At 68.2% G+C, this 19,083-nt stretch carries 19 protein-coding genes and 1 tRNA gene; all 20 read right to left on the bottom strand.

Annotation, left to right across the window (positions count from 1 at the left end):
* Positions 1 to 13 precede the first annotated feature (13 nt).
* A complete protein-coding gene (gene nuoG / locus BM393_RS08050) occupies positions 14 to 2,356 on the bottom strand; it encodes an NADH-quinone oxidoreductase subunit NuoG (protein WP_091724284.1) in 2,343 nt (780 codons plus the stop codon).
* Between the two features lie 21 nt (positions 2,357 to 2,377).
* A complete protein-coding gene (nuoF, locus tag BM393_RS08045) occupies positions 2,378 to 3,775 on the bottom strand; it encodes an NADH-quinone oxidoreductase subunit NuoF (protein WP_091724283.1) in 1,398 nt (465 codons plus the stop codon).
* Positions 3,776 to 3,787: 12 nt separating this feature from the next.
* Positions 3,788 to 4,303 carry an NAD(P)H-dependent oxidoreductase subunit E gene (nuoE, locus tag BM393_RS08040; protein ID WP_091724282.1) on the bottom strand — a complete coding sequence of 172 codons (516 nt, stop codon included), beginning with the start codon at positions 4,301 to 4,303 and terminating at the stop codon, positions 3,788 to 3,790.
* A gap of 11 nt (positions 4,304 to 4,314) precedes the next feature.
* A complete protein-coding gene (locus tag BM393_RS08035) occupies positions 4,315 to 5,571 on the bottom strand; it encodes an NADH-quinone oxidoreductase subunit D (RefSeq protein WP_091724281.1) in 1,257 nt (418 codons plus the stop codon).
* Positions 5,572 to 5,573: 2 nt separating this feature from the next.
* The gene (locus tag BM393_RS08030; RefSeq protein ID WP_091724280.1) at positions 5,574 to 6,170 is read right to left on the bottom strand and encodes an NADH-quinone oxidoreductase subunit C; all 597 of its coding nucleotides are present in this window, start codon (positions 6,168 to 6,170) and stop codon (positions 5,574 to 5,576) included.
* Between the two features lie 20 nt (positions 6,171 to 6,190).
* A complete protein-coding gene (locus BM393_RS08025; protein WP_067067101.1) occupies positions 6,191 to 6,667 on the bottom strand; it encodes an NADH-quinone oxidoreductase subunit B family protein in 477 nt (158 codons plus the stop codon).
* A gap of 173 nt (positions 6,668 to 6,840) precedes the next feature.
* Positions 6,841 to 7,200 carry an NADH-quinone oxidoreductase subunit A gene (locus tag BM393_RS08020; protein ID WP_091724279.1) on the bottom strand — a complete coding sequence of 120 codons (360 nt, stop codon included), beginning with the start codon at positions 7,198 to 7,200 and terminating at the stop codon, positions 6,841 to 6,843.
* Positions 7,201 to 7,490: 290 nt separating this feature from the next.
* A tRNA-Leu gene (locus BM393_RS08015) sits at positions 7,491 to 7,575 on the bottom strand.
* Between the two features lie 134 nt (positions 7,576 to 7,709).
* Complete coding sequence (gene secG, locus BM393_RS08010) at positions 7,710 to 8,102, bottom strand: preprotein translocase subunit SecG (RefSeq protein ID WP_091724278.1); 393 nt, start codon at positions 8,100 to 8,102, stop codon at positions 7,710 to 7,712.
* A 34-nt stretch (positions 8,103 to 8,136) separates the two neighbouring features.
* Positions 8,137 to 8,877 carry a triose-phosphate isomerase gene (tpiA, locus tag BM393_RS08005; protein ID WP_091724277.1) on the bottom strand — a complete coding sequence of 247 codons (741 nt, stop codon included), beginning with the start codon at positions 8,875 to 8,877 and terminating at the stop codon, positions 8,137 to 8,139.
* Between the two features lie 48 nt (positions 8,878 to 8,925).
* The gene (locus tag BM393_RS08000) at positions 8,926 to 9,912 is read right to left on the bottom strand and encodes an NAD(P)H-quinone oxidoreductase (RefSeq protein ID WP_091724276.1); all 987 of its coding nucleotides are present in this window, start codon (positions 9,910 to 9,912) and stop codon (positions 8,926 to 8,928) included.
* A gap of 36 nt (positions 9,913 to 9,948) precedes the next feature.
* Complete coding sequence (gene pnp, locus BM393_RS07995; RefSeq protein ID WP_091724275.1) at positions 9,949 to 12,087, bottom strand: polyribonucleotide nucleotidyltransferase; 2,139 nt, start codon at positions 12,085 to 12,087, stop codon at positions 9,949 to 9,951.
* A 313-nt stretch (positions 12,088 to 12,400) separates the two neighbouring features.
* Positions 12,401 to 12,670, bottom strand: coding sequence for a 30S ribosomal protein S15 (gene rpsO / locus BM393_RS07990; protein ID WP_091724274.1), 270 nt, complete (start codon positions 12,668 to 12,670; stop codon positions 12,401 to 12,403).
* 243 nt (positions 12,671 to 12,913) lie between these two features.
* Positions 12,914 to 14,230 carry a branched-chain amino acid ABC transporter substrate-binding protein gene (locus BM393_RS07985; protein WP_091725200.1) on the bottom strand — a complete coding sequence of 439 codons (1,317 nt, stop codon included), beginning with the start codon at positions 14,228 to 14,230 and terminating at the stop codon, positions 12,914 to 12,916.
* 53 nt (positions 14,231 to 14,283) lie between these two features.
* The gene (gene tsaD / locus BM393_RS07980) at positions 14,284 to 15,342 is read right to left on the bottom strand and encodes a tRNA (adenosine(37)-N6)-threonylcarbamoyltransferase complex transferase subunit TsaD (RefSeq protein WP_091724273.1); all 1,059 of its coding nucleotides are present in this window, start codon (positions 15,340 to 15,342) and stop codon (positions 14,284 to 14,286) included.
* 15 nt (positions 15,343 to 15,357) lie between these two features.
* Positions 15,358 to 15,696 (bottom strand): ISC system 2Fe-2S type ferredoxin, encoded by a 339-nt coding sequence (fdx, locus tag BM393_RS07975; RefSeq protein ID WP_091724272.1) that lies wholly within the window; start codon positions 15,694 to 15,696, stop codon positions 15,358 to 15,360.
* 35 nt (positions 15,697 to 15,731) lie between these two features.
* Positions 15,732 to 17,600: a Fe-S protein assembly chaperone HscA gene (hscA, locus tag BM393_RS07970; RefSeq protein ID WP_091724271.1), complete on the bottom strand. Its 1,869-nt coding sequence runs from the start codon at positions 17,598 to 17,600 to the stop codon at positions 15,732 to 15,734.
* Positions 17,601 to 17,658: 58 nt separating this feature from the next.
* Complete coding sequence (hscB, locus tag BM393_RS07965) at positions 17,659 to 18,180, bottom strand: Fe-S protein assembly co-chaperone HscB (RefSeq protein WP_091725198.1); 522 nt, start codon at positions 18,178 to 18,180, stop codon at positions 17,659 to 17,661.
* Between the two features lie 148 nt (positions 18,181 to 18,328).
* A complete protein-coding gene (gene iscA, locus BM393_RS07960) occupies positions 18,329 to 18,652 on the bottom strand; it encodes an iron-sulfur cluster assembly protein IscA (RefSeq protein WP_091724270.1) in 324 nt (107 codons plus the stop codon).
* A 10-nt stretch (positions 18,653 to 18,662) separates the two neighbouring features.
* Positions 18,663 to 19,076 carry a Fe-S cluster assembly scaffold IscU gene (gene iscU / locus BM393_RS07955; RefSeq protein WP_091724269.1) on the bottom strand — a complete coding sequence of 138 codons (414 nt, stop codon included), beginning with the start codon at positions 19,074 to 19,076 and terminating at the stop codon, positions 18,663 to 18,665.
* Positions 19,077 to 19,083: the final 7 nt, after the last annotated feature.

Genomic DNA, 19,083 nt, shown 5'->3' with positions numbered 1-19,083 from the left:
GGTCGTCTCGTCCTCAGGCCTTGGTCACGGCGATCGCGCCGGTGAACGCGCCCAGCGCGGCGGTCTCGGGGATGCCGGCGGGAATGCGCACCACGTTCGCGGGCAGCGACGCGTCCAGCTGCGCGGCCAGCACGGCCTCGCCGCCGTCCTGCGACACGCGCACCTGCGCGCCCTTCTCATTCAGGCCGAGGCTGGTCCACAGCGCTTGCGGCAGCGAGGCGATGGCCGCGTCACGGCCGTCGCGGGTCAGCTGCAGCGAGGTGGCGCGGCGCACCAGCGCGTCGGTCGCGTAGATCGGCACCGTCGTCAGGCGCTCCAGGCCTTGCACCGGAGCAACCGCTGCGGACTGCGCCGACATGCCGTTGGACAGGCGGTTCGTCAGGTCCAGCTCGGAGCCCAGCGCCGCGGCGCGGACCTGCTCGGAGCTGTCGAACTCGAAGCCCTGCAGGCCCAGCAGGTTGCCCAGCACGCGCAGGATCTTCCAGCCCGGACGGGTTTCGCCACGGGCCTTGGCCACGCCGACGAAGCTCTGCAAGCGGCCTTCCGCGTTGACGAAGCTGCCCGAGGTCTCGGTGAACGGGGCCGTGGGCAGCAGCACGTCGGCGAACTCGACCACCGGGCCGGTCTTGAACGGGCTCAGCACGACGACCATCTCGGCCGCGTTGACGGCCTTGGCGGCGGCGGCGGCGTTGGGGCCATCCAGCACCGGGTCGGTGTTCAGCAGCAGCAGCGCCTTGGCCGGCTGGTCGTTCAGCAGCTGGGCCGCCGAACGGCCGCCCTGCCCCGGCTGGGCCTTGACCAGCTGGGCGCCGACGGTGTTCGCCGCGGCCGACAGCACGCCGACGCTGGCGCCGGTCTGCTCGCCGATCCAGTTCGCCAGCGACAGCAGCGTCGCGGCCTGCGGATGCTGGATCGCGGCATTGCCCAGCAACACGGCCTTGCGCTCGCCCGACAGCAGCGCGTCGGCGATCGCCTTGGCGGCGTCCGTCGCTTGGCCCTGGCTCGCTTGCGCCGGAGCGCTGACGCCCTTGGCGGCGCCGATCGCGGTGGCGACGTTGGCCAGTTCAGCGGCCCAAGCCGACGGCGCGGCGACGAGCGTCGAAGCGACCGTCATCTTCCAGTCTTCGACCGAGCCCCCCAGCGCGACGATCTGCGCGCCGCGGCGGGCGGCCTGGCGCAGGCGCTGCGCGAACAGCGGGTGGTCCTTGCGCAGCGACGAGCCGACGATGAAGGCGCGATCCAGCGCCGACAGCGACGCGATCGAGGTGCCCAGCCAGAAGGCCTTGCCTTCACCCGCGCGCAGCGCCGGATCGACCACGCGCAGGCGCGTGTCGATGTTCTCGCTGCCCAGGCCGCGCACCAGCTGCGCCAGCAGGTGCAGCTCCTCGACGGTGCTGTGCTCCGAGCCCAGCGCCGCGATGGACGCGCCGCCCTTTTCGGTCTTGATCTGCTTCAGGCCGTTGGCGACGTACTCGAGCGCCGTGGTCCAGTCCACCGGCTTCCATTCGCCGCCCTGCTTGAGCATCGGCGTGGTCAGACGTTCGTCGCTGTTCAGCGCCTCATACGAGAAGCGGTCGCGGTCGGCGATCCAGCACTCGTTGACGGCCTCGTTCTCCAGCGGGACGACGCGCAGCACTTCGTTGTTCTTGACCTGGACGATCAAGTTGGCGCCGGTCGAATCGTGCGGGCTGACGCTCTTGCGGCGCGACAGCTCCCAGGTGCGGGCGCTGTAGCGGAAGGGCTTGCTGGTCAGCGCGCCGACCGGGCAGATGTCGATCATGTTGCCCGACAGCTCCGAGTCCACGGTGCGGCCCACGAAGGTCTGGATCTCGCTGTGCTCGCCGCGGTGCGCCATGCCCAGCTCCATCACGCCGGAGATCTCCTGGCCGAAGCGGACGCAGCGCGTGCAGTGGATGCAGCGGCTCATCTCCTCCATCGAGATCAGCGGGCCGACGTTCTTGTGGAACACCACGCGCTTCTCTTCGGTGTAGCGCGAGGAGCCCGCGCCGTAACCGACGGCCAGATCCTGCAACTGGCATTCGCCGCCCTGGTCGCAGATCGGGCAGTCCAGCGGGTGATTGATCAGCAGGAACTCCATCACGCCCTGCTGGGCCTTGATGGCTTTCTCGCTCTTGGTGCGCACGATCATGCCCTGCGTGACCGGGGTCGCGCAGGCGGGCAGCGGCTTGGGCGCCTTCTCCACGTCGACCAGGCACATGCGGCAGTTGGCCGCGATGCTCAGCTTCTTGTGGTAGCAGAAGTGCGGGATGTAGGTCCCGGCCTTCTCGGCGGCATGCATCACCATGCTGCCTTCGGGCACTTCGACCTTCTGGCCGTCGAGTTCGATTTCAACCATAGTTCTTCTCAGCGGCTCCGATCAGGCGTGCGCCGGCGACTTCGCCGTGGCGGACGGGGACGACGCGGCGGGCGCCTTGTTCTGCTGGGCCTGTTCGATCATCGCGATGAACTCGCCCTTGAAGTGCTTGAGCATCGCGCGCACCGGCATCGCGGCGGCATCGCCCAGCGCGCAGATGGTGCGGCCCTGGATGTTGTCGGCCACGGAGTTCAGCAGGTCGATGTCCTCGACGCGGCCCTTGCCGTGGGCGATGCGCTCGATCACGCGGTGCATCCAGCCCGTGCCCTCGCGGCAGGGGGTGCACTGGCCGCAGGACTCGTGCGCGTAGAAGTAGGACAGGCGCAGCAGGCTGTTGACCATGCAGCGGGTCTCGTCCATCACGATGACGGCGCCCGAGCCCAGCATCGAGCCGGCCTTGGCGATGGAGTCATAGTCCATCGTGCACTGCATCATGATGTCGGCCGGCAGCACCGGGGCCGACGAGCCGCCCGGGATCACCGCCTTGAGCTTGCGGCCGCCGCGCACGCCGCCGGCGAGCTCGAGCAGCTTCTCGAACGAGGTGCCCAGCGGGATCTCGTAGTTGCCCGGACGCTCGACGTCGCCGGAGATCGAGAAGATCTTGGTGCCGCCGTTGTTGGGCTTGCCCACTTCAAGATAGGCCTGGCCGCCGTTGCGGATGATCCAGGGGACCGCGGCAAAGGTCTCGGTGTTGTTGATCGTCGTGGGCTTGCCATACAGGCCGAACGAGGCCGGGAACGGCGGCTTGAAGCGCGGCTGGCCCTTCTTGCCTTCCAGCGATTCGAGCAGCGCGGTTTCCTCGCCGCAGATGTAGGCGCCGAAGCCGTGGTGCGCGTGCAGCTGGAAGCTGAAGTTGCTGCCCAGGATGTTGTCGCCCAGCAGGCCGGCCGCGCGGGCCTCTTCCAGGGCCGCCTCGAAGCGCTCGTAGACCTCGAAGATCTCGCCGTGGATGTAGTTGTAGCCGACCTTGATCCCCATCGCGTACGCCGCGATCGCCATGCCTTCGATGACGATGTGCGGGTTGTACATGAGGATGTCGCGGTCCTTGCAGGTGCCCGGCTCGCCTTCGTCGCTGTTGCAGACGAGGTACTTCGCGCCCGGGAATTGGCGCGGCATGAAGCTCCACTTCAGGCCGGTCGGGAAGCCGGCGCCGCCGCGTCCGCGCAGGCCCGAGGCCTTCACTTCGGCGATGACCTGGTCGGCGGTCATGCCCTGCCCTTCGCCCTGGGCCAGGATCTTACGCAGCGCCTGGTAGCCGCCGCGCGCTTCATAGTCCTTCAGCGACCAGTTCTTGCCATCGAGGCCCGCGTAGATCTGCGGGGTGATGTTGCGGTCGTGGAAGCAGGTTTCCTTGCCGGTGGCCTGCCACTTCGAGAGGTCGATGTTCGCGATGTTGGTCATCGTCCAGGTCCCTCAGTTCTTGTTGGCCGCGTGGTGGGCTCTGAGCGCGTCCACCAGCTCGTCCAGCCGTTCGGCGCTCATGAAGCTCAGCATCTGGCGGTCGTTGACCAGCATCACCGGCGAGTCGGCGCAGGCACCCAGGCACTCGCTCTGCTGCACGGTGAAGACGCCGTCGGCGGTCGTGCCGCCGGCCTCGACGCCCAGCTTCGTGCACAGGTGGTCCAGCGCCTTCTGGCCGTCGCGCAGCTGGCACGGAAGATTCGTGCAGACGTTCAGCTTGAACGCGCCCAGCTTGCGCTGGTTGTACATGTTGTAGAAGGTCGTGACCTCGTAGACGGCGATCGCCGGCATGCCCAGGTAGTCGGCGATCGCGTCCTCGGCCTCGCGGGACACGAAGCCCTGCTCCTGCTGGACGATCGACAGGCAGGCCATCACGGCCGATTGCGCCTGCTCCGCCGGGTACTTGGCGACTTCGCGCGCGAAGCGCGACTTGGTCGCGTCGCTCAAGACAAATTCAGTGCTGCTCATCGCTTCACCACTCAACGGTCAATTTCACCGAACACGATGTCCATCGTGCCGATCACGGCCACGGCGTCGGCAATCATGTGGCCCCGCGCCATCTCGTCCAGCGCGGCCAGGTGCGAATAGCCCGGCGCGCGGATCTTCAGCCGGTACGGCTTGTTGGCGCCGTCGCTGACGATGTAGATGCCGAACTCGCCCTTCGGATGCTCGACCGAGGCGTAGGCCTCGCCCTCGGGGACGCGGAAGCCTTCGGTGAACAGCTTGAAGTGGTGGATCAGCTCTTCCATGCTGGTCTTCATCGCCACGCGCGACGGGGGCGCCACCTTGTGGTTGTCGGTGATGACCGGACCCGGATTGGCCTTGAGCCACTTCACGCACTGCTGCACGATGCGGTTGGACTGGCGCATCTCCTCGACCCGCACGCAGTAGCGGTCGTAGGTGTCGCCGTTGGTGCCGACCGGGATGTCGAAGTCCATGCGGCCGTACACGTCGTAGGGCTGGGTCTTGCGGGTGTCCCAGGCGATGCCCGAGCCACGCAGCATCGGGCCGGTCAGGCCCAGGTTCAGCGCGCGCTCCGGCGACACGACGCCGATGCCCACCGTGCGCTGCTTCCAGATGCGGTTGTCGGTCAGCAGCGTCTCGTAGTCGTCGACGTTGGCCGGGAAGCGATTGCAGAAGTCCTCGATGAAATCGAGCAGCGAGCCCTGGCGGTTCTCGTTGAGCTTGTCGATCGCCTTCTGGTTCTTGATCTTGCTGACCTTGTACTGCGGCATCGAGTCCGGCAGGTCGCGGTACACGCCGCCCGGACGGAAGTAGGCCGCGTGCATGCGCGCGCCCGACACCGCCTCGTACATGTCGAAGATGTCCTCACGCTCGCGGAAGCAGTAGATGAGGATGTTCATCGCGCCGCAGTCGATGCCGTGCGCGCCCAGCCAGAGCAGGTGGTTCAGGATGCGGGTCAGCTCCGAGAACATCACGCGGATGTACTGCGCGCGCTCGGGGACCTCCAGGCCCAGCATCTTCTCGATGGCCAGGCAGTAGGCATGCTCGTTGGCCATCATCGACACGTAGTCGAGACGGTCCATGTAGGGCAGCGACTGGATGAAGGTCTTGGACTCGGCCAGCTTCTCGGTGGCGCGGTGCAGCAGGCCGATGTGCGGGTCGGCGCGCTGGATCACCTCACCGTCCAGCTCGAGCACCAGGCGCAGCACCCCGTGCGCGGCCGGGTGCTGGGGACCGAAGTTCAGGGTGTAGTTCTTGATTTCGGCTGGCATGCTCACAGGCCCCCGTAGTTGTCTTCGCGGATCACGCGCGGGGTGATCTCGCGCGGCTCGATCGTGACCGGCTGGTAGATCACGCGCTTCTGCTCGGGGTCGTAGCGCATCTCGACATGGCCCGTCACCGGGAAGTCCTTGCGCATCGGATGGCCGATGAAACCGTAGTCCGTGAGGATGCGGCGCAGGTCCTCGTGGCCCTCGAAGATGATCCCGTACAGGTCGAAGGCCTCGCGCTCGAACCAGTTGGCGGCGTTCCAGATCGGCGTCACCGCAGCCACCGACGGGAAATCGTCGTCAGGCGCGAAGACCTTGACGCGCAGGCGCCAGTTCTTGTTGATCGACAGCAGGTGCGAAACCACCGCGAAGCGCGCGCCGTCGTAGGCGCCGTCCTTGTAGGCCGAGTAGTCCACGCCGCACAGGTCGATCAGTTGCTCGAAGCGCAGCTCCGAGTGATCGCGCAGCAGCTTGGCGACGTTGAAGTAGTCCTTGGCCGCGACGGTGATCGTGATTTCGCCCAGCTCGCGCTTGAGCGCGACGATCTGCTCGCCGAGCACGGATTGCAGCGCCGCCTGCAGGGTGTCGAGTTTCATGGTCATGGGAATCAGCCTGCTTCTGCTCAGCGAGCGATGGTGTTCTCGCGACGGATCTTGGCCTGCAGCTGCAGGATGCCGTAGAGCAGCGCCTCGGCGGTCGGCGGACAGCCCGGGACATAGACGTCGACCGGGACGATGCGGTCACAGCCCCGCACCACCGAATAGCTGTAGTGGTAGTAGCCGCCGCCGTTGGCGCAGCTGCCCATGGACAGCACCCAGCGCGGCTCGGCCATCTGGTCGTAGACCTTGCGCAGGGCGGGCGCCATCTTGTTGCACAGCGTGCCGGCCACGATCATCAGGTCGGACTGGCGCGGGCTCGGACGGAACAGCATGCCGAAGCGGTCGATGTCGTAGCGCGCGGCGCCCGCGTGCATCATCTCCACCGCGCAGCAGGCGAGACCGAAGGTCATCGGCCACAACGAGCCGGTCTTGGACCAGTTCACCAGCTTGTCCAGCTGGGTGGTCATGAAGCCTTCCTTCAATACGCCTTCGTTACCCATATCGAATTTCCAATCTTTCGAGATCAGCGGAGAAGGACCTTCGAGCGCGCGACCGTCGCCTTGACGCCGCGTTGACGCGTTGCCCTTCCCTAACGGACACGCGCCCGAAACGGGCGCTGTGTCCTGATGCGTTCACGGGCCCGGCGCGTCGCCGCGGGCCCGCGGTCGGGTCGTCACTCCCAGTCGAGCGCGCCCTTCTTCCATTCGTAGGCAAAGCCCACGACCAGGATGCCCAGGAAGATCATCATCGCCCAGAAGCCTTCCGGGCCGATCTCGCGCAGCGAGACCGCCCAGGGGAACAGGAAGGCGATTTCCAGGTCGAAGAGGATGAAGAGGATGGCGACGAGGTAGTAGCGCACGTCGAATTTCATGCGCGCGTCCTCGAAGGCCTCGAAGCCGCATTCGTAGGGGCTGTTCTTTGCCGCGTCAGGGCGACGCGGACCCGCCAGGAAGCCCAGCACTTGCGGGGCGATACCCACTCCGCAACCGACCAGGATGAAAAGGATGACGGGCAGGTATTGTTCCAGGCTCACGGCTTGCTCTCGTTTTGATGCCGGGATCGAGATACTGCCGCAGTGGGCGGCAATTCCAATTCCCAACGTGTCACCGAAGATTGGCGGGCCAGGGCCGACCAACGATTCGGCAAAAGCAACGGGCGCGCCGCCAGCGATTATCCAATCGCTCACGGACCGCGCCCGCCTAGGACTCCGGAAATTCGCACACGCCTGTCGCGTGGAGATTCCCCCGAATCCTTCAACCTGCTTGATCTGCTTCGATCCGGCTTTCCGGCTAGATCACGAAGACCATGGCAGGCCGATTTATCTGGTGCCGACGGCGAGACTCGAACTCGCACAGCTTTCGCCACTACCCCCTCAAGATAGCGTGTCTACCAATTTCACCACGTCGGCTGGTTGTCACCCTTCAGTGACTTTGTCTTGACGGCTCGCGTTTCAGACAGCCTCGAATTCTATAGCGCTTTCTGAGCGACAAAAAGAAACCGAAGCAATTTTGTCGAGGAGCTTGCGCTTGCCGCCCATCTCTGTCAGTTCGAGGCGCCCGAGGCCGCCGCCGAAGGCGCGGCCTGAGGAGCGATCGACGCACCGGGCAGCGCCGCGGCCGATGCCGGGGAGGCCGGCGTGGCGGCACGTTCCAGCAGCTGCTCGCCCGCCGTCGGGCCGGCACCGATGCCGCCCTCGCGGTGGCTGCCCATGTAGGCCAGGGCCAGCGTCGCCACGAAGAAGATCGTTGCCGCGACCGCGGTCGAGCGCGACAGGAAGTTGGCGCTGCCGGTCGCACCGAACAGCGAGCCCGAGGCCCCGCTGCCGAACGAGGCCCCCATGTCGGCACCCTTGCCGTGCTGGACCAGCACCAGGCCGATCATCGCCAGTGCCGCGATCAGCTGCACCACCAGCACCAGGTTCATCATCACTTGCATTGCTTCTTTCTCCAGGAACCTTGAACGCCGGACTTCAGCCGGCGGCGCGGCAGATCGCCGCGAAATCGGCCGCCTTCAGCGCGGCGCCTCCGATGAGGCCGCCATCGATGTCGGGCTGCGCAAACAGTTGGACGGCGTTGTCGGGCTTGACGCTGCCGCCGTACAGGATCTGCATCTGATCGGCCTTCTGCGTGGCCGCGCGCAACTGCTGGCGCAGCAGCGCATGCACCTGCTGGGCCTGCTCCGGCGTGGCCGTCAGGCCGGTGCCGATCGCCCACACCGGCTCGTAGGCCACGACGATCTCTCCGATGCAGTGCGTCAGCGTGTGGATCACCGCCGCCAGCTGGCGCTTGACGACCTCTTCCGTCTTGCCGCCCTCGCGCTCGGCCAGCGTCTCGCCGACGCACACGATCGGCGTGACGCCATGCGCCAGCGCCGCCTTGGCCTTGTCGGCGACCAGCTGGTCGCTCTCCGCGTGGTAGGCGCGGCGCTCCGAGTGCCCCACGATCGCGAAACGGCAACCCAGGTCGGCCAGCATCGCCGAGGACACCTCGCCGGTGTAGGCGCCCTGCTCGTGCGTGGACACGTCCTGCGCACCGTAGGCCATCTGCGTGCCGGTCAGCGCCAGCGCCGTCTCCGTGATGTACGGGAAAGGCACGCACACGGCCACCTGGGCGTTCCACGGACCCGCTTCCTTGAGGCCCGCCAGCAGCACGGCGTTCGACGCACGGGTGCCATGCATCTTCCAGTTGCCGACCACCAGTTTCTTGCGCATCAGATCAACTCCCTTGAAACCGAAAAATCCCGCGAGCGCGCTGGACGCTCACCAGCTCAGCACGATCTTGCCGATGTGCTCGCCCGACTCCATCAGCGCGTGCGCCGCGGCCGCCTCGGACGCCGGCAGCTGCCTGAAGATCACCGGCGCGATGGCACGGGATTCGAGCAGCGGCCAGACCCGCTCGCGCAGCGCGCGGGCGATGCCAGCCTTGAACGCGATCGGACGCGGACGCAGCGTCGAGCCGGTGATCGTCAGACGGCGACGCAGGACCTGGCCCGCGTCGAACTCCGCCTTCACGCCGCCCTGCACCGCGATGATCACGGCGCGGCCGTCATCCGCCAGGCACTGCACGTTGCGCGCGACATAGCTGCCGGCGACCATGTCCAGGATCACGTCGACGCCACGACCACCGGTCGCCGCCTTCACCGCCTCGACGAAGTCCTGCTCGCGATAGTTGATCGCGACGTCGGCGCCCAGCGCCAGGCAGGCCTTGGCCTTGTCCGCAGTGCCGACGGTGACCAGCACCGTCGAGCCCAGCGCCTTCGCGATCTGGATCGCGGTGACGCCGATGCCCGAACTGCCACCATGCACCAGCAGGCTTTCGCCAGGCTGCAGGCGGGCGCGCTCGAAGACATTGCTCCAGACGGTGAAGAAGGTCTCCGGCAGGCTGGCGGCCTCGGCCATGCTCCAGCCCTTGGGGACCGGCAGGCACTGGACCACCGGCGCCACGCACAGCTCGGCATAGCCGCCGCCCGCGACCAGCGCACAGACCGCGTCGCCGACCTTCAGGCCAGCTTCGGCCAGCGCCTGCGCATCCCCCGCTTCGACAACACCCGCGACCTCCAGGCCAGGCAGATCGCTGGCACCCGCCGGCGGCGGATACGCGCCCTTGCGCTGCAGCACATCCGGACGGTTGATGCCATAGGCCTGCACGCGAATCAGGCACTCGCCAGCCCCGGCGACGGGGTCGGCGCGCTCGATCAGCTGCAGGACCTCCGGTCCGCCGGGCTGTGTGATGGCAATGGCCTTCATGGCAGGTCGGGTCGCGGTGCGTCGAAGCCGGGCCGATTACTCGGCCGAGCCTTCGCCGTGAGCCGGAGCGACCGGCGCCGCGTCGCGGTCCAGCAGCGCCTTCATCGACAGCTTGATGCGGCCCTTCTCGTCGGTCTCCAGGACCTTGACCTTGACGATCTGGCCTTCGCTCAGGAAGTCGGTGACCTTCTCCACGCGCTGGTGGGCGATCTGGCTGATGTGCAGCAGACCGTCCTTGCCCGGCAGGATGTTGATCAGCGCGCCGAAGTCCAGGATCTTGGTGACCGGGCCTTCGTAGACCTTGCCGATCTCCGCTTCGGCGGTGATCTGCTCGATGCGCTTCTTGGCCAGCTCGGCCTTGTCGCCGTCGGTCGAGGCGATGGTGATGGTGCCGTCCTCGGCGATGTCGATCTGCGTGCCGGTCTCTTCGGTCAGCGCGCGGATGGTGGCGCCGCCCTTGCCGATCACGTCACGGATCTTCTCCGGATTGATCTTCATCGTGTACAGGCGCGGAGCGAACTGCGAGATCTCGGCATTGGCCGAGCCCATCGCGTCGACCATCTTCTCCAGGATGTGCAGACGCGCTTCCTTGGCCTGCGCCAGGGCGACCTGCATGATCTCCTTGGTGATGCCCTGGATCTTGATGTCCATTTGCAGCGCGGTGATGCCCGAGGTCGTGCCGGCCACCTTGAAGTCCATGTCGCCCAGGTGGTCCTCATCGCCCAGGATGTCGGTCAGCACGGCGAAGCGGTTGCCGTCCTTGATCAGGCCCATGGCGATGCCGGCGACGTGCGCCTTCAGCGGCACGCCGGCGTCCAGCAGCGACAGGCAGCCGCCGCAGACCGAGGCCATCGACGACGAGCCGTTGGACTCGGTGATCTCCGAGACCACGCGGATCGAGTACGGGAAGTCTTCCTTGCTCGGCAGCACCGCGACCAGCGCGCGCTTGGCCAGGCGGCCGTGGCCGATCTCGCGGCGCTTGGGGCTGCCCACGCGGCCCGTTTCGCCGGTGGCGAACGGGGGCATGTTGTAGTGCAGCATGAAGCGCTCGGAGTACTCGCCGGCCAGCGCGTCGATGACTTGCGCGTCGCGGTCGGTGCCCAGCGTCGCGGCGACCAGCGCCTGCGTCTCGCCGCGGGTGAACAGCGCCGAGCCGTGGGCGCGCGGCAGCACGCTGTTGCGGATCTCGATGGCGCGGACGGTGCGGGTGTCGCGGCCGTCGATGCGCGGCTCGCCGGCCAGGATCTGGCCGCGCACGATGCGGGCTTCGATCTCGAACAGCAGGCCGTCGACTTCCACGCCGTCGAAGGCGACGCCTTCAGCGGTCAGCGCGTCCTTGACCTTGGCGTAGGCGCTGCGGCAGGCCTCGGTGCGGGCCTGCTTGGAGCGGATCTGGTAGGCGGCGCGCAGCTCTTCCTCGGCCAGCGCGGTGACCTTGGCGATGAAGCCCTCGTCCTTGGCCGGGGCGACCCAGTTCCAGGACGGCTTGCCGGCTTCGCGGACCAGCTCGTTGATCGCGGCGATCGCGATCTTGCCCTGGTCGTGGCCGTAGGTGACGGCGCCCAGCATGATGTCTTCGCTCAGCTGGTCGGCTTCCGATTCGACCATCAGCACGGCCGCTTCGGTGCCGGCGACCACCAGGTCCAGCTTCGAGTCGATCAGCTGGGTCTTGCCCGGGTTCAGCACGTACTCGCCGTTGACATAGCCCACGCGCGCGGCGCCGATCGGGCCGTTGAACGGGATGCCGGAGATCGCCAGCGCGGCGCTGGTGGCGATCATCGCGGCGATGTCGGCCTGGACTTCCGGGTTCAGCGAGACGGTGTGGATGACGACCTGGACTTCGTTGAAGAAGCCTTCAGGGAACAGCGGACGGATCGGGCGGTCGATCAGGCGCGAGGTCAGGGTCTCGAGCTCGCTCGGACGGCCTTCACGCTTGAAGAAGCTGCCGGGGATCTTGCCGGCGGCGTAGGTCTTCTCGATGTAGTCGACGGTCAGCGGGAAGAAGTCCTGGCCGGCCTTGGGGGCCGACTTGGCGACGACGGTCGCCAGGACCACGGTGTCCTCGATGTTCACCAGGACGGCGCCGCTGGATTGACGGGCGATCTCGCCGGTCTCCATCACGACTTGATGCTGGCCCCATTGGAAGGTCTTGGTGACCTTGTTGAACATGCTCATTCGAGTTCTCCTCAGTTCAGGGATGCGCCGCTCGCGGTGCGGCGCGGAACCGGGAGTGAAGCTGGGTTTGGCGGGATGCCATTCCAGAGCGCCTGCTTGCCCGGCCCCTGCCGGCAAGCGCATTGGAATGACACAGCAGCGCCACGTCAGCCCGACTCCATCGTCTTCTCAGGCGGCCTGCCCTGCGGGCGGGCGGCCTGACCGGCGACTGGACCGGCGGCGGGCCGTCCGGAACGCTCCGGCAGCGGCTCGCAGAAACGACAAAGAGCCTGTTGGAATCGGACCAATCAGGCTCTTTGCATGCACGCGCGACTTACTTGCGCAGACCCAGCTTCTGGATCAGGGCGGTGTAGCGGTCAGCGTCCTTGTTCTTCAGGTAGGCCAGCAGGCTCTTGCGCTGGTTGACCATCTTCAGCAGGCCGCGGCGGCCGTGGTGGTCCTTGGCGTGCAGCTTGAAGTGGGGGGTCAGCTCGTTGATGCGAGCGGTCAGCAGGGCGACCTGGACTTCGGGGGAGCCCGTGTCGTTGGCGCTGCGGGCGTTGGCCTTGACGATGTCGGCCTTGTTCAGATCGGCGATGGACATGATGCGTTCCTTGTTCCGGAATGGTTCGGAAGGTCCGCCGGGCATGGCCGATGAAGGCTGCGAGTGCGCTGACGGTTTCCGAGGATTGACTTGCGGTCACAGGTGAAACCGACCCGTGCCGTGCTGGCTGTTTCCCTGGACGGGCCAGGCAAAACAGCGCGCAGTATATACGAATCGGGCATCGAATCGGCGCTCGCCCAGAGCCGACGGCCCTGGCGCCCCGCCCGGCCGCGGCGGCGGCGATCAGTCCGGGCGGCGCATCCGGCAGGTCGAAGGCTGCGCCGCCTGCGCCGCATCCAGGTAGCGCAGGGTGCGGAAGCCGTAGCCCGATCCCTCGTTGTCGTGCGGCACGCCGGCCTCCCCGGCGCGGCGCATCACGCTGACGTACAGCGGCTGCTGGAGCTGGTGATCGGCCGCCCGCATCACGCCCTCGTGAGCGATGCCCAGCGGCCGGCCGTCGAGCTTCAGCCCCTCAAGCGCCGTCGCCACCGCCTGGGGCGAGGTCGTGCCGGCCCGCTCCATCGCGGCGACCAGCATCTCCACCATCAGCTGCATGCGGGCATGCAGGTAGTCGTGCTCCGGCTTCGGGAAGCGCTGGCGGAACGCGGCATAGAAGCGCTCCGCGTCGGGGGTGCCGACGTTGGGATGCCACTCGGCCACGGCCAGCACCCGGTCGACGCCCACCTCGCCGAGCACGCCCGGCACGCCCAGCGCATTGCCGTAGAAGGTGTGGAAACGCGCCGTCAGGCCGATGTCCTTGGCCGCCTTGATCAGCAGCGTCAGATCGTTGCCCCAGTTGCCGGTCAGCACCGCCTGGGCGCCGCTGGCGCGGATCTTGGTCGCGTAGGGCAGGAAGTCCTTCACCCGGCCCAGCGGATGCAGTTCGTCGCCGACGATGCGCAGGTCGGGCCGGCGTCTGGCGAGCATCGCCCTCGCCTGCTCGCGCAGATGCTGGCCGAAGCTGTAGTCCTGGTTGATCAGGTAGATCGTCTTCAGCGCCGGGTCCTGGGCGATCACCTCGACCAGCGCGGCCAGCCGCATGTCGGTGTGGGCATCGAAGCGGAAATGCCAGAAGCTGCACTGCGCGCCGGTCAACGCGGGATCGACGGCGGCGTAGTTCAGGAACAGCGCGCGGCGCGTCGGCTCGCGCGCGTTGTGCTTCTCCAGCGCCGCGATCAGCGCACCGGCGACCGCCGAGCTGTTGCCCTGCAGCACGACCGGGATGCCCTGGTCGGTCGCGGCGCGCAGCATGGACAGCGACTCCTCGACCGAGCCCTTGCTGTCGAATCGCACCAGCTCCAGTCGCCGAGCGCCGCCAGGCAGCCGCACGCCGCCGCGCGCGTTGACACGCTCGGTGGCCCAGACCAGGTTGCGGAACACCGCTTCGCCGCCATTGCCCAGCGGACCGGACAGGCCCTCGATCAGCGCGAGCCGGATGGGCACCGCCGGCTCGCTGATCTGGCGCAACGACACAGAAGACGGAGACCGAGACGGTGGTGGTGACGAGGACGAAGCGTTCGGCCCCGTCGTCACGCGGGTCGCTCCCGCGGCGCTCGCCATGCCAACGGCCATCACGGCGCCCAGCAACAGCGCCGCCCGCCTCGCCAGGCGCCTCACAGCGCGGCCGGGCCGTTCAGTTGCGACAGGTCCCAGCGCGGGCGGACCTCGAAGCCGCCACCGCGCGTGAGCGCCGCCATGTCGCGCTGCAGGCGCAGCGCGGCGGCGAGCGCGATCATCGCGCCGTTGTCGGTGCACAGGTGCAGCTCGGGATAGTGCACGCGCACGCGGCGCTTGTCGCAGACCGCGTTCAACTGCTCGCGCAGCCGCTTGTTGGCGCCGACACCGCCGGCCACGACCAGCCGCTTCAGCCCGGTGTCCTTGAGCGCGAGCAGCGCCTTCTTCACCAGCACCTCGACGATCGCGGCCTGCGTCGATGCGGCCAGGTCGGCACGCTGCGCCTCGGTGATGCCGCCGGGCTGCGCCTCGAGCTTGCGCACCTGCGTCAGCACCGCCGTCTTGAGGCCCGCGAAGCTGAAATCGGGCTTGCCGCTGTGCAGCAGCGGTCGCGGCAGCGCGAAGGCCTCGGGATCGCCCTGCTCCGCCAGCTTCGACAGATGCGGGCCACCGGGGTACGGCAGGCCGAGCAGCTTGGCCGACTTGTCGAAGGCCTCGCCCGCGGCGTCGTCGATGGTTTCGCCGAGCAGCTCGTAGCTGCCCACGTCGTCGACCCGCATCAGCTGCGTGTGGCCGCCCGAGACGAGCAGCGCGACGAAGGGGAACTCCGGCGGATCCTCGGACAGGAACGGCGACAGCAGGTGGCCCTCGAGGTGATGGACGCCCATCACCGGTCGATCGAGCGCGGCGCCCAGCGAGGCCGCCACGCCCGCGCCCACCAGCAGGGCGCCGGCCAGACCGGGCCCCTGGGTGTAGGCGACGACGTCGATGTCCGCCAGCGACAGGCCGGCGCTGGCCAGCACCTCGCGGGTCAGCGGCAGCACGCGGCGGATGTGGTCGCGCGAGGCCAGCTCCGGCACCACGCCGCCATAGGCCTGGTGCATCGAGATCTGGCTGTGCAGCGCATGCGCCAGCAGCGCGGGCACGCCGTCGCCCGAGGCGTCCACCAGCGCCACGCCGGTTTCGTCGCAGGAGGATTCGATGCCGAGGACACGCATGGACTCAGCCGCCGCTCAATGGTTCTCTTTGGCGTGGTTGATCGAGTACTTGGGGATCTCGACCGTCACGTCGGTGTTGGACAGGATGGCCTGGCAGGACAGGCGCGAGTTGGGCTCCAGGCCCCAGGCGCGGTCCAGCATGTCCTCCTCGTTCTCCTCCATCTCGGACAGCGAGGCGAAGCCCTCGCGCACGATCACGTGGCAGGTGGTGCAGGCGCAGACCTGGTCGCAGGCGTGCTCGATCTCGACGTGGTTGTCGAGCAGCGCCTCGCAGATCGTCGTCCCGGACGGTGCCTCGATGGTCTTGCCCTCGGGCGCGTATTCGGGATGGGGAAGGATCTTGATGACGGGCATGGGATGTCCTTGAAGCTGGCGGTGTCGGCTCGCGCTCAGACCTGATCGATGCTGCGGCCGGTCAGGGCCTGCTGGATGCCGCGGTTCATGCGCGCGGCGGCGAAGGCCTCGGTGCCCTTGGCCAGCGCCTGGACGGCGGCATCGATGGCATCGGCGTTCGCGGCCGCGTCGTCGACCTGCGCCTTGGCGAGCAGGTCCGACTGCAGCGCGGCGATCTCGGCGCGCTCGGCCTCGCTGAGCAGGTCGCCATCGGCACGCAGCGCGGACTGGGTCGCGAGGATCATGCGCTCGGCCTCGACGCGCGCCTCGCGCAGCTTGCGGGCGGCCATGTCGGATTCGGCACTGGCGAAGCCCTCGCGCAGCATCGTGGCGATCTGCTCGTCGGCCAGGCCGTAGCTCGGCTTGACCTGCACCGCCGCCTCGACGCCCGAACCCAGCTCGCGAGCGGACACGCTCAGCAGACCGTCGGCATCGACCTGGAAGCTCACGCGGATGCGGGCGGCGCCCGCGGCCATCGGCGGGATGCCGCGCAGCTCGAAGCGCGCCAGCGAGCGGCACTCGCTCACCAGTTCGCGCTCGCCCTGCAGCACGTGCACGGCGAGCGCGGTCTGGCCGTCCTTGAAGGTGGTGAAGTCCTGAGCCTTGGCGACCGGGATGGTGGCGTTGCGCTCGATGATGCGCTCGACCAGCCCGCCCATGGTCTCCAGGCCCAGCGACAGCGGGATCACGTCCAGCAGCAGGATCTCGCCGTCGGCGCTGTTGCCCGCGAGCTGGTTGGCCTGGACCGCCGCGCCGAGCGCGACGACCTCGTCGGGATTCAGGTTGGTCAGCACCTCGCGGCCGAAGAGCTCGCTCACGACGCGGCGCACGATGGGCATGCGCGTCGAGCCGCCGACCATCACCGTGCCCTGCACCTCGTCGGCGCCGACCTTGGCGTCGCGCAGCACGCGGCGCACCGCCAGCAGCGTCTTGTTGACCAGCGGCAGGGCCAGTTCATCGAACTGGGCGCGCGACACCTCGACGCTCAGCGCGCCGGCGTCGAGCGCGGCGCTCAGCGTGACGCGTTCGGCATCGGTCAGCGCCTCCTTGGCCAGGCGCGCGGCGACCAGCACGCGGCGCTTGTCGGCGGCGCTGGTGACGCTCAGGCCGGCCTGCGCCAGCGCCCAGTCCGCCAGCAGGCGGTCGAAGTCGTCGCCGCCGAGCTGCGCGTCGCCGCCGGTGGCCACCACCTCGAAGACGCCTTTCGTCAGGCGCAGCAGCGAGATGTCGAAGGTGCCACCGCCCAGGTCGTAGACGGCGTAGAGCCCCTCGCTGCCGTTGTCCAGCCCGTAGGCGATCGCGGCGGCGGTGGGCTCGTTGATCAGGCGCAGCACGTTCAGGCCCGCGAGCTGCGCCGCGTCCTTCGTGGCCTGGCGCTGCGCGTCGTCGAAGTACGCGGGCACCGTGATGACGGCGCCGAACAGGTCGTCGTTGAAGGTGTCCTCGGCGCGCTGGCGCAGCGTGGCCAGGATCTCGGCGCTGATCTCGACCGGCGACTTCAGGCCCTCGCGCGTGGCCAGGCTCAGCATGCCCGGCGTGTCCTCGAAGCGATACGGCAGCTTGTCGCGGTTGGCGATGTCCTCGACGCGGCGCCCCATGAAGCGCTTGACCGAGACGATGGTGTTCTCCGGATCCTCGGCCTGCGCGGCCAGCGCGTCGTAGCCGAACTGGCGGCGGCCCTCGGGCATCACGCGCACCGCCGACGGCAGGATCACGCGGCCCTGATCGTCGGGCAGGCACTCGGCGACGCCGTGGCGCATCGCCGCCACCAGCGAGTGCGTCGTGCCCAGGTCGATGCCCACGGCGGTGCGCCGCTGATGGGGATCGGGCGACGCGCCGGGTTCGGAGATTTGCAGCAGGGCCATGGTGTCGTGTCTTGTTCTTCGGAAGTCGAGGCGGCGGGCAGCGATGCGCGCGCGGGCCTCAGGAGTGCTCGAGCGCCTCCAGGCGCTGGTCGATGTCGGCGCGGAAGCGCGTCAGGAACATCAGCGCGCGCACCGATTCGGCGGCGGCCGCGGCGTCGCCCTCGTCGTCGAGCTGGCGGCCGGCCTGGGCCAGCAGCGCGCGTTCGCGGCCGGCGACCTGCTGGTCGATGGCCAGGATCGCGTCGGGCGTCTTGGCCTCGTCCAGCGACTCGCGCCATTCCATCTGTTCCATCAGGAAGGCGGCCGGCATGCGGGTGTTCTCGTTGGCCTGGATCGGCGCGCCACGCAGCTCGCAGAGATAGGACGCGCGCTTGAGCGGATCGCGCAGGCGCTGATGCGCCTCGTTGACGCGCAGCGACCACTGCATCGCCAGGCGCTGCGAGGCGGCGCCGTCGGCGGCGAAGCGGTCCGGATGCACCTTCGCCGCCAGCGCCTTCCAGCGCTGCGCGATCTCGGCGCCGTCCTGCGCGAAGCGCTGCGGCAGGCCGAACAGGGTGAAGTCGTCGTCGTCGAGTTTCACGATGTCAATGAAAAAAGCGCGGCCGAGCTGCCGCGCCGATGAAGCGGTGACCGTCAGCGCGCGCAAGACATCGCCGGGCCGCCCCAAGATGTCTTGCTGCCCCCTCGGGGGGCGGGACGGGCGTACACGCCCGTCCGGGGGCCGACAGTCAGACGCGGAAGGATTCGCCGCAGCCGCAGCGGTCCTTCTCACGCGGGTTGCGGAACTTGAAGCCCTCGTTCAGGCCCTCGCGGACGAAGTCCAGCTCGGTGCCGTCCAGGTAGGGCAGGCTCTTCGGGTCGATCAGCACCTTGACGCCATGGCCCTCGAAGACGACGTCCTCGGGGGCCACTTCATCGGCGTACTCCAGCTTGTAGGCCAGGCCGGAGCAGCCGGTGGTCTTGACGCCCAGGCGCACGCCGACGCCCCGCCCGCGCTTGGCGATGTAGCGCGTGACGTGCCGGGCGGCGGCTTCGGTCAGGGTGACGGACATCGCGCGGACCTCAGGCGGTGGCGGTCGCGGCGTCGGCGGTCTGGCCGTGCTTGGCGCGGTAGTCGTCCACGGCGGCCTTGATGGCGTCCTCGGCCAGGATCGAGCAGTGGATCTTCACCGGCGGCAGCGCCAGTTCTTCCGCGATCTGGTTGTTCTTGATGGACAGCGCCTCGTCCAGCGTCTTGCCCTTGACCCACTCGGTGACCAGCGAGCTCGACGCGATCGCGGAGCCGCAGCCGTAGGTCTTGAACTTGGCGTCCTCGATCAGGCCGGTGGCCGGGTTCACCTTGATCTGCAGCTTCATCACGTCGCCGCAGGCCGGCGCGCCGACCATGCCGGTGCCCACCGATTCGTCGCCCTTGTCGAAACCGCCCACGTTGCGGGGGTTCTCATAGTGGTCGATGACCTTGTCGCTGTATGCCATGACTGTT

This window comes from Mitsuaria sp. PDC51 (genome assembly GCF_900113225.1).
Classification (GTDB): Bacteria; Pseudomonadota; Gammaproteobacteria; order Burkholderiales; family Burkholderiaceae_C; genus Roseateles.
Note: the sequence above shows the minus strand (reverse complement) of the source record. Positions and strands in the feature narration are given on the sequence as shown.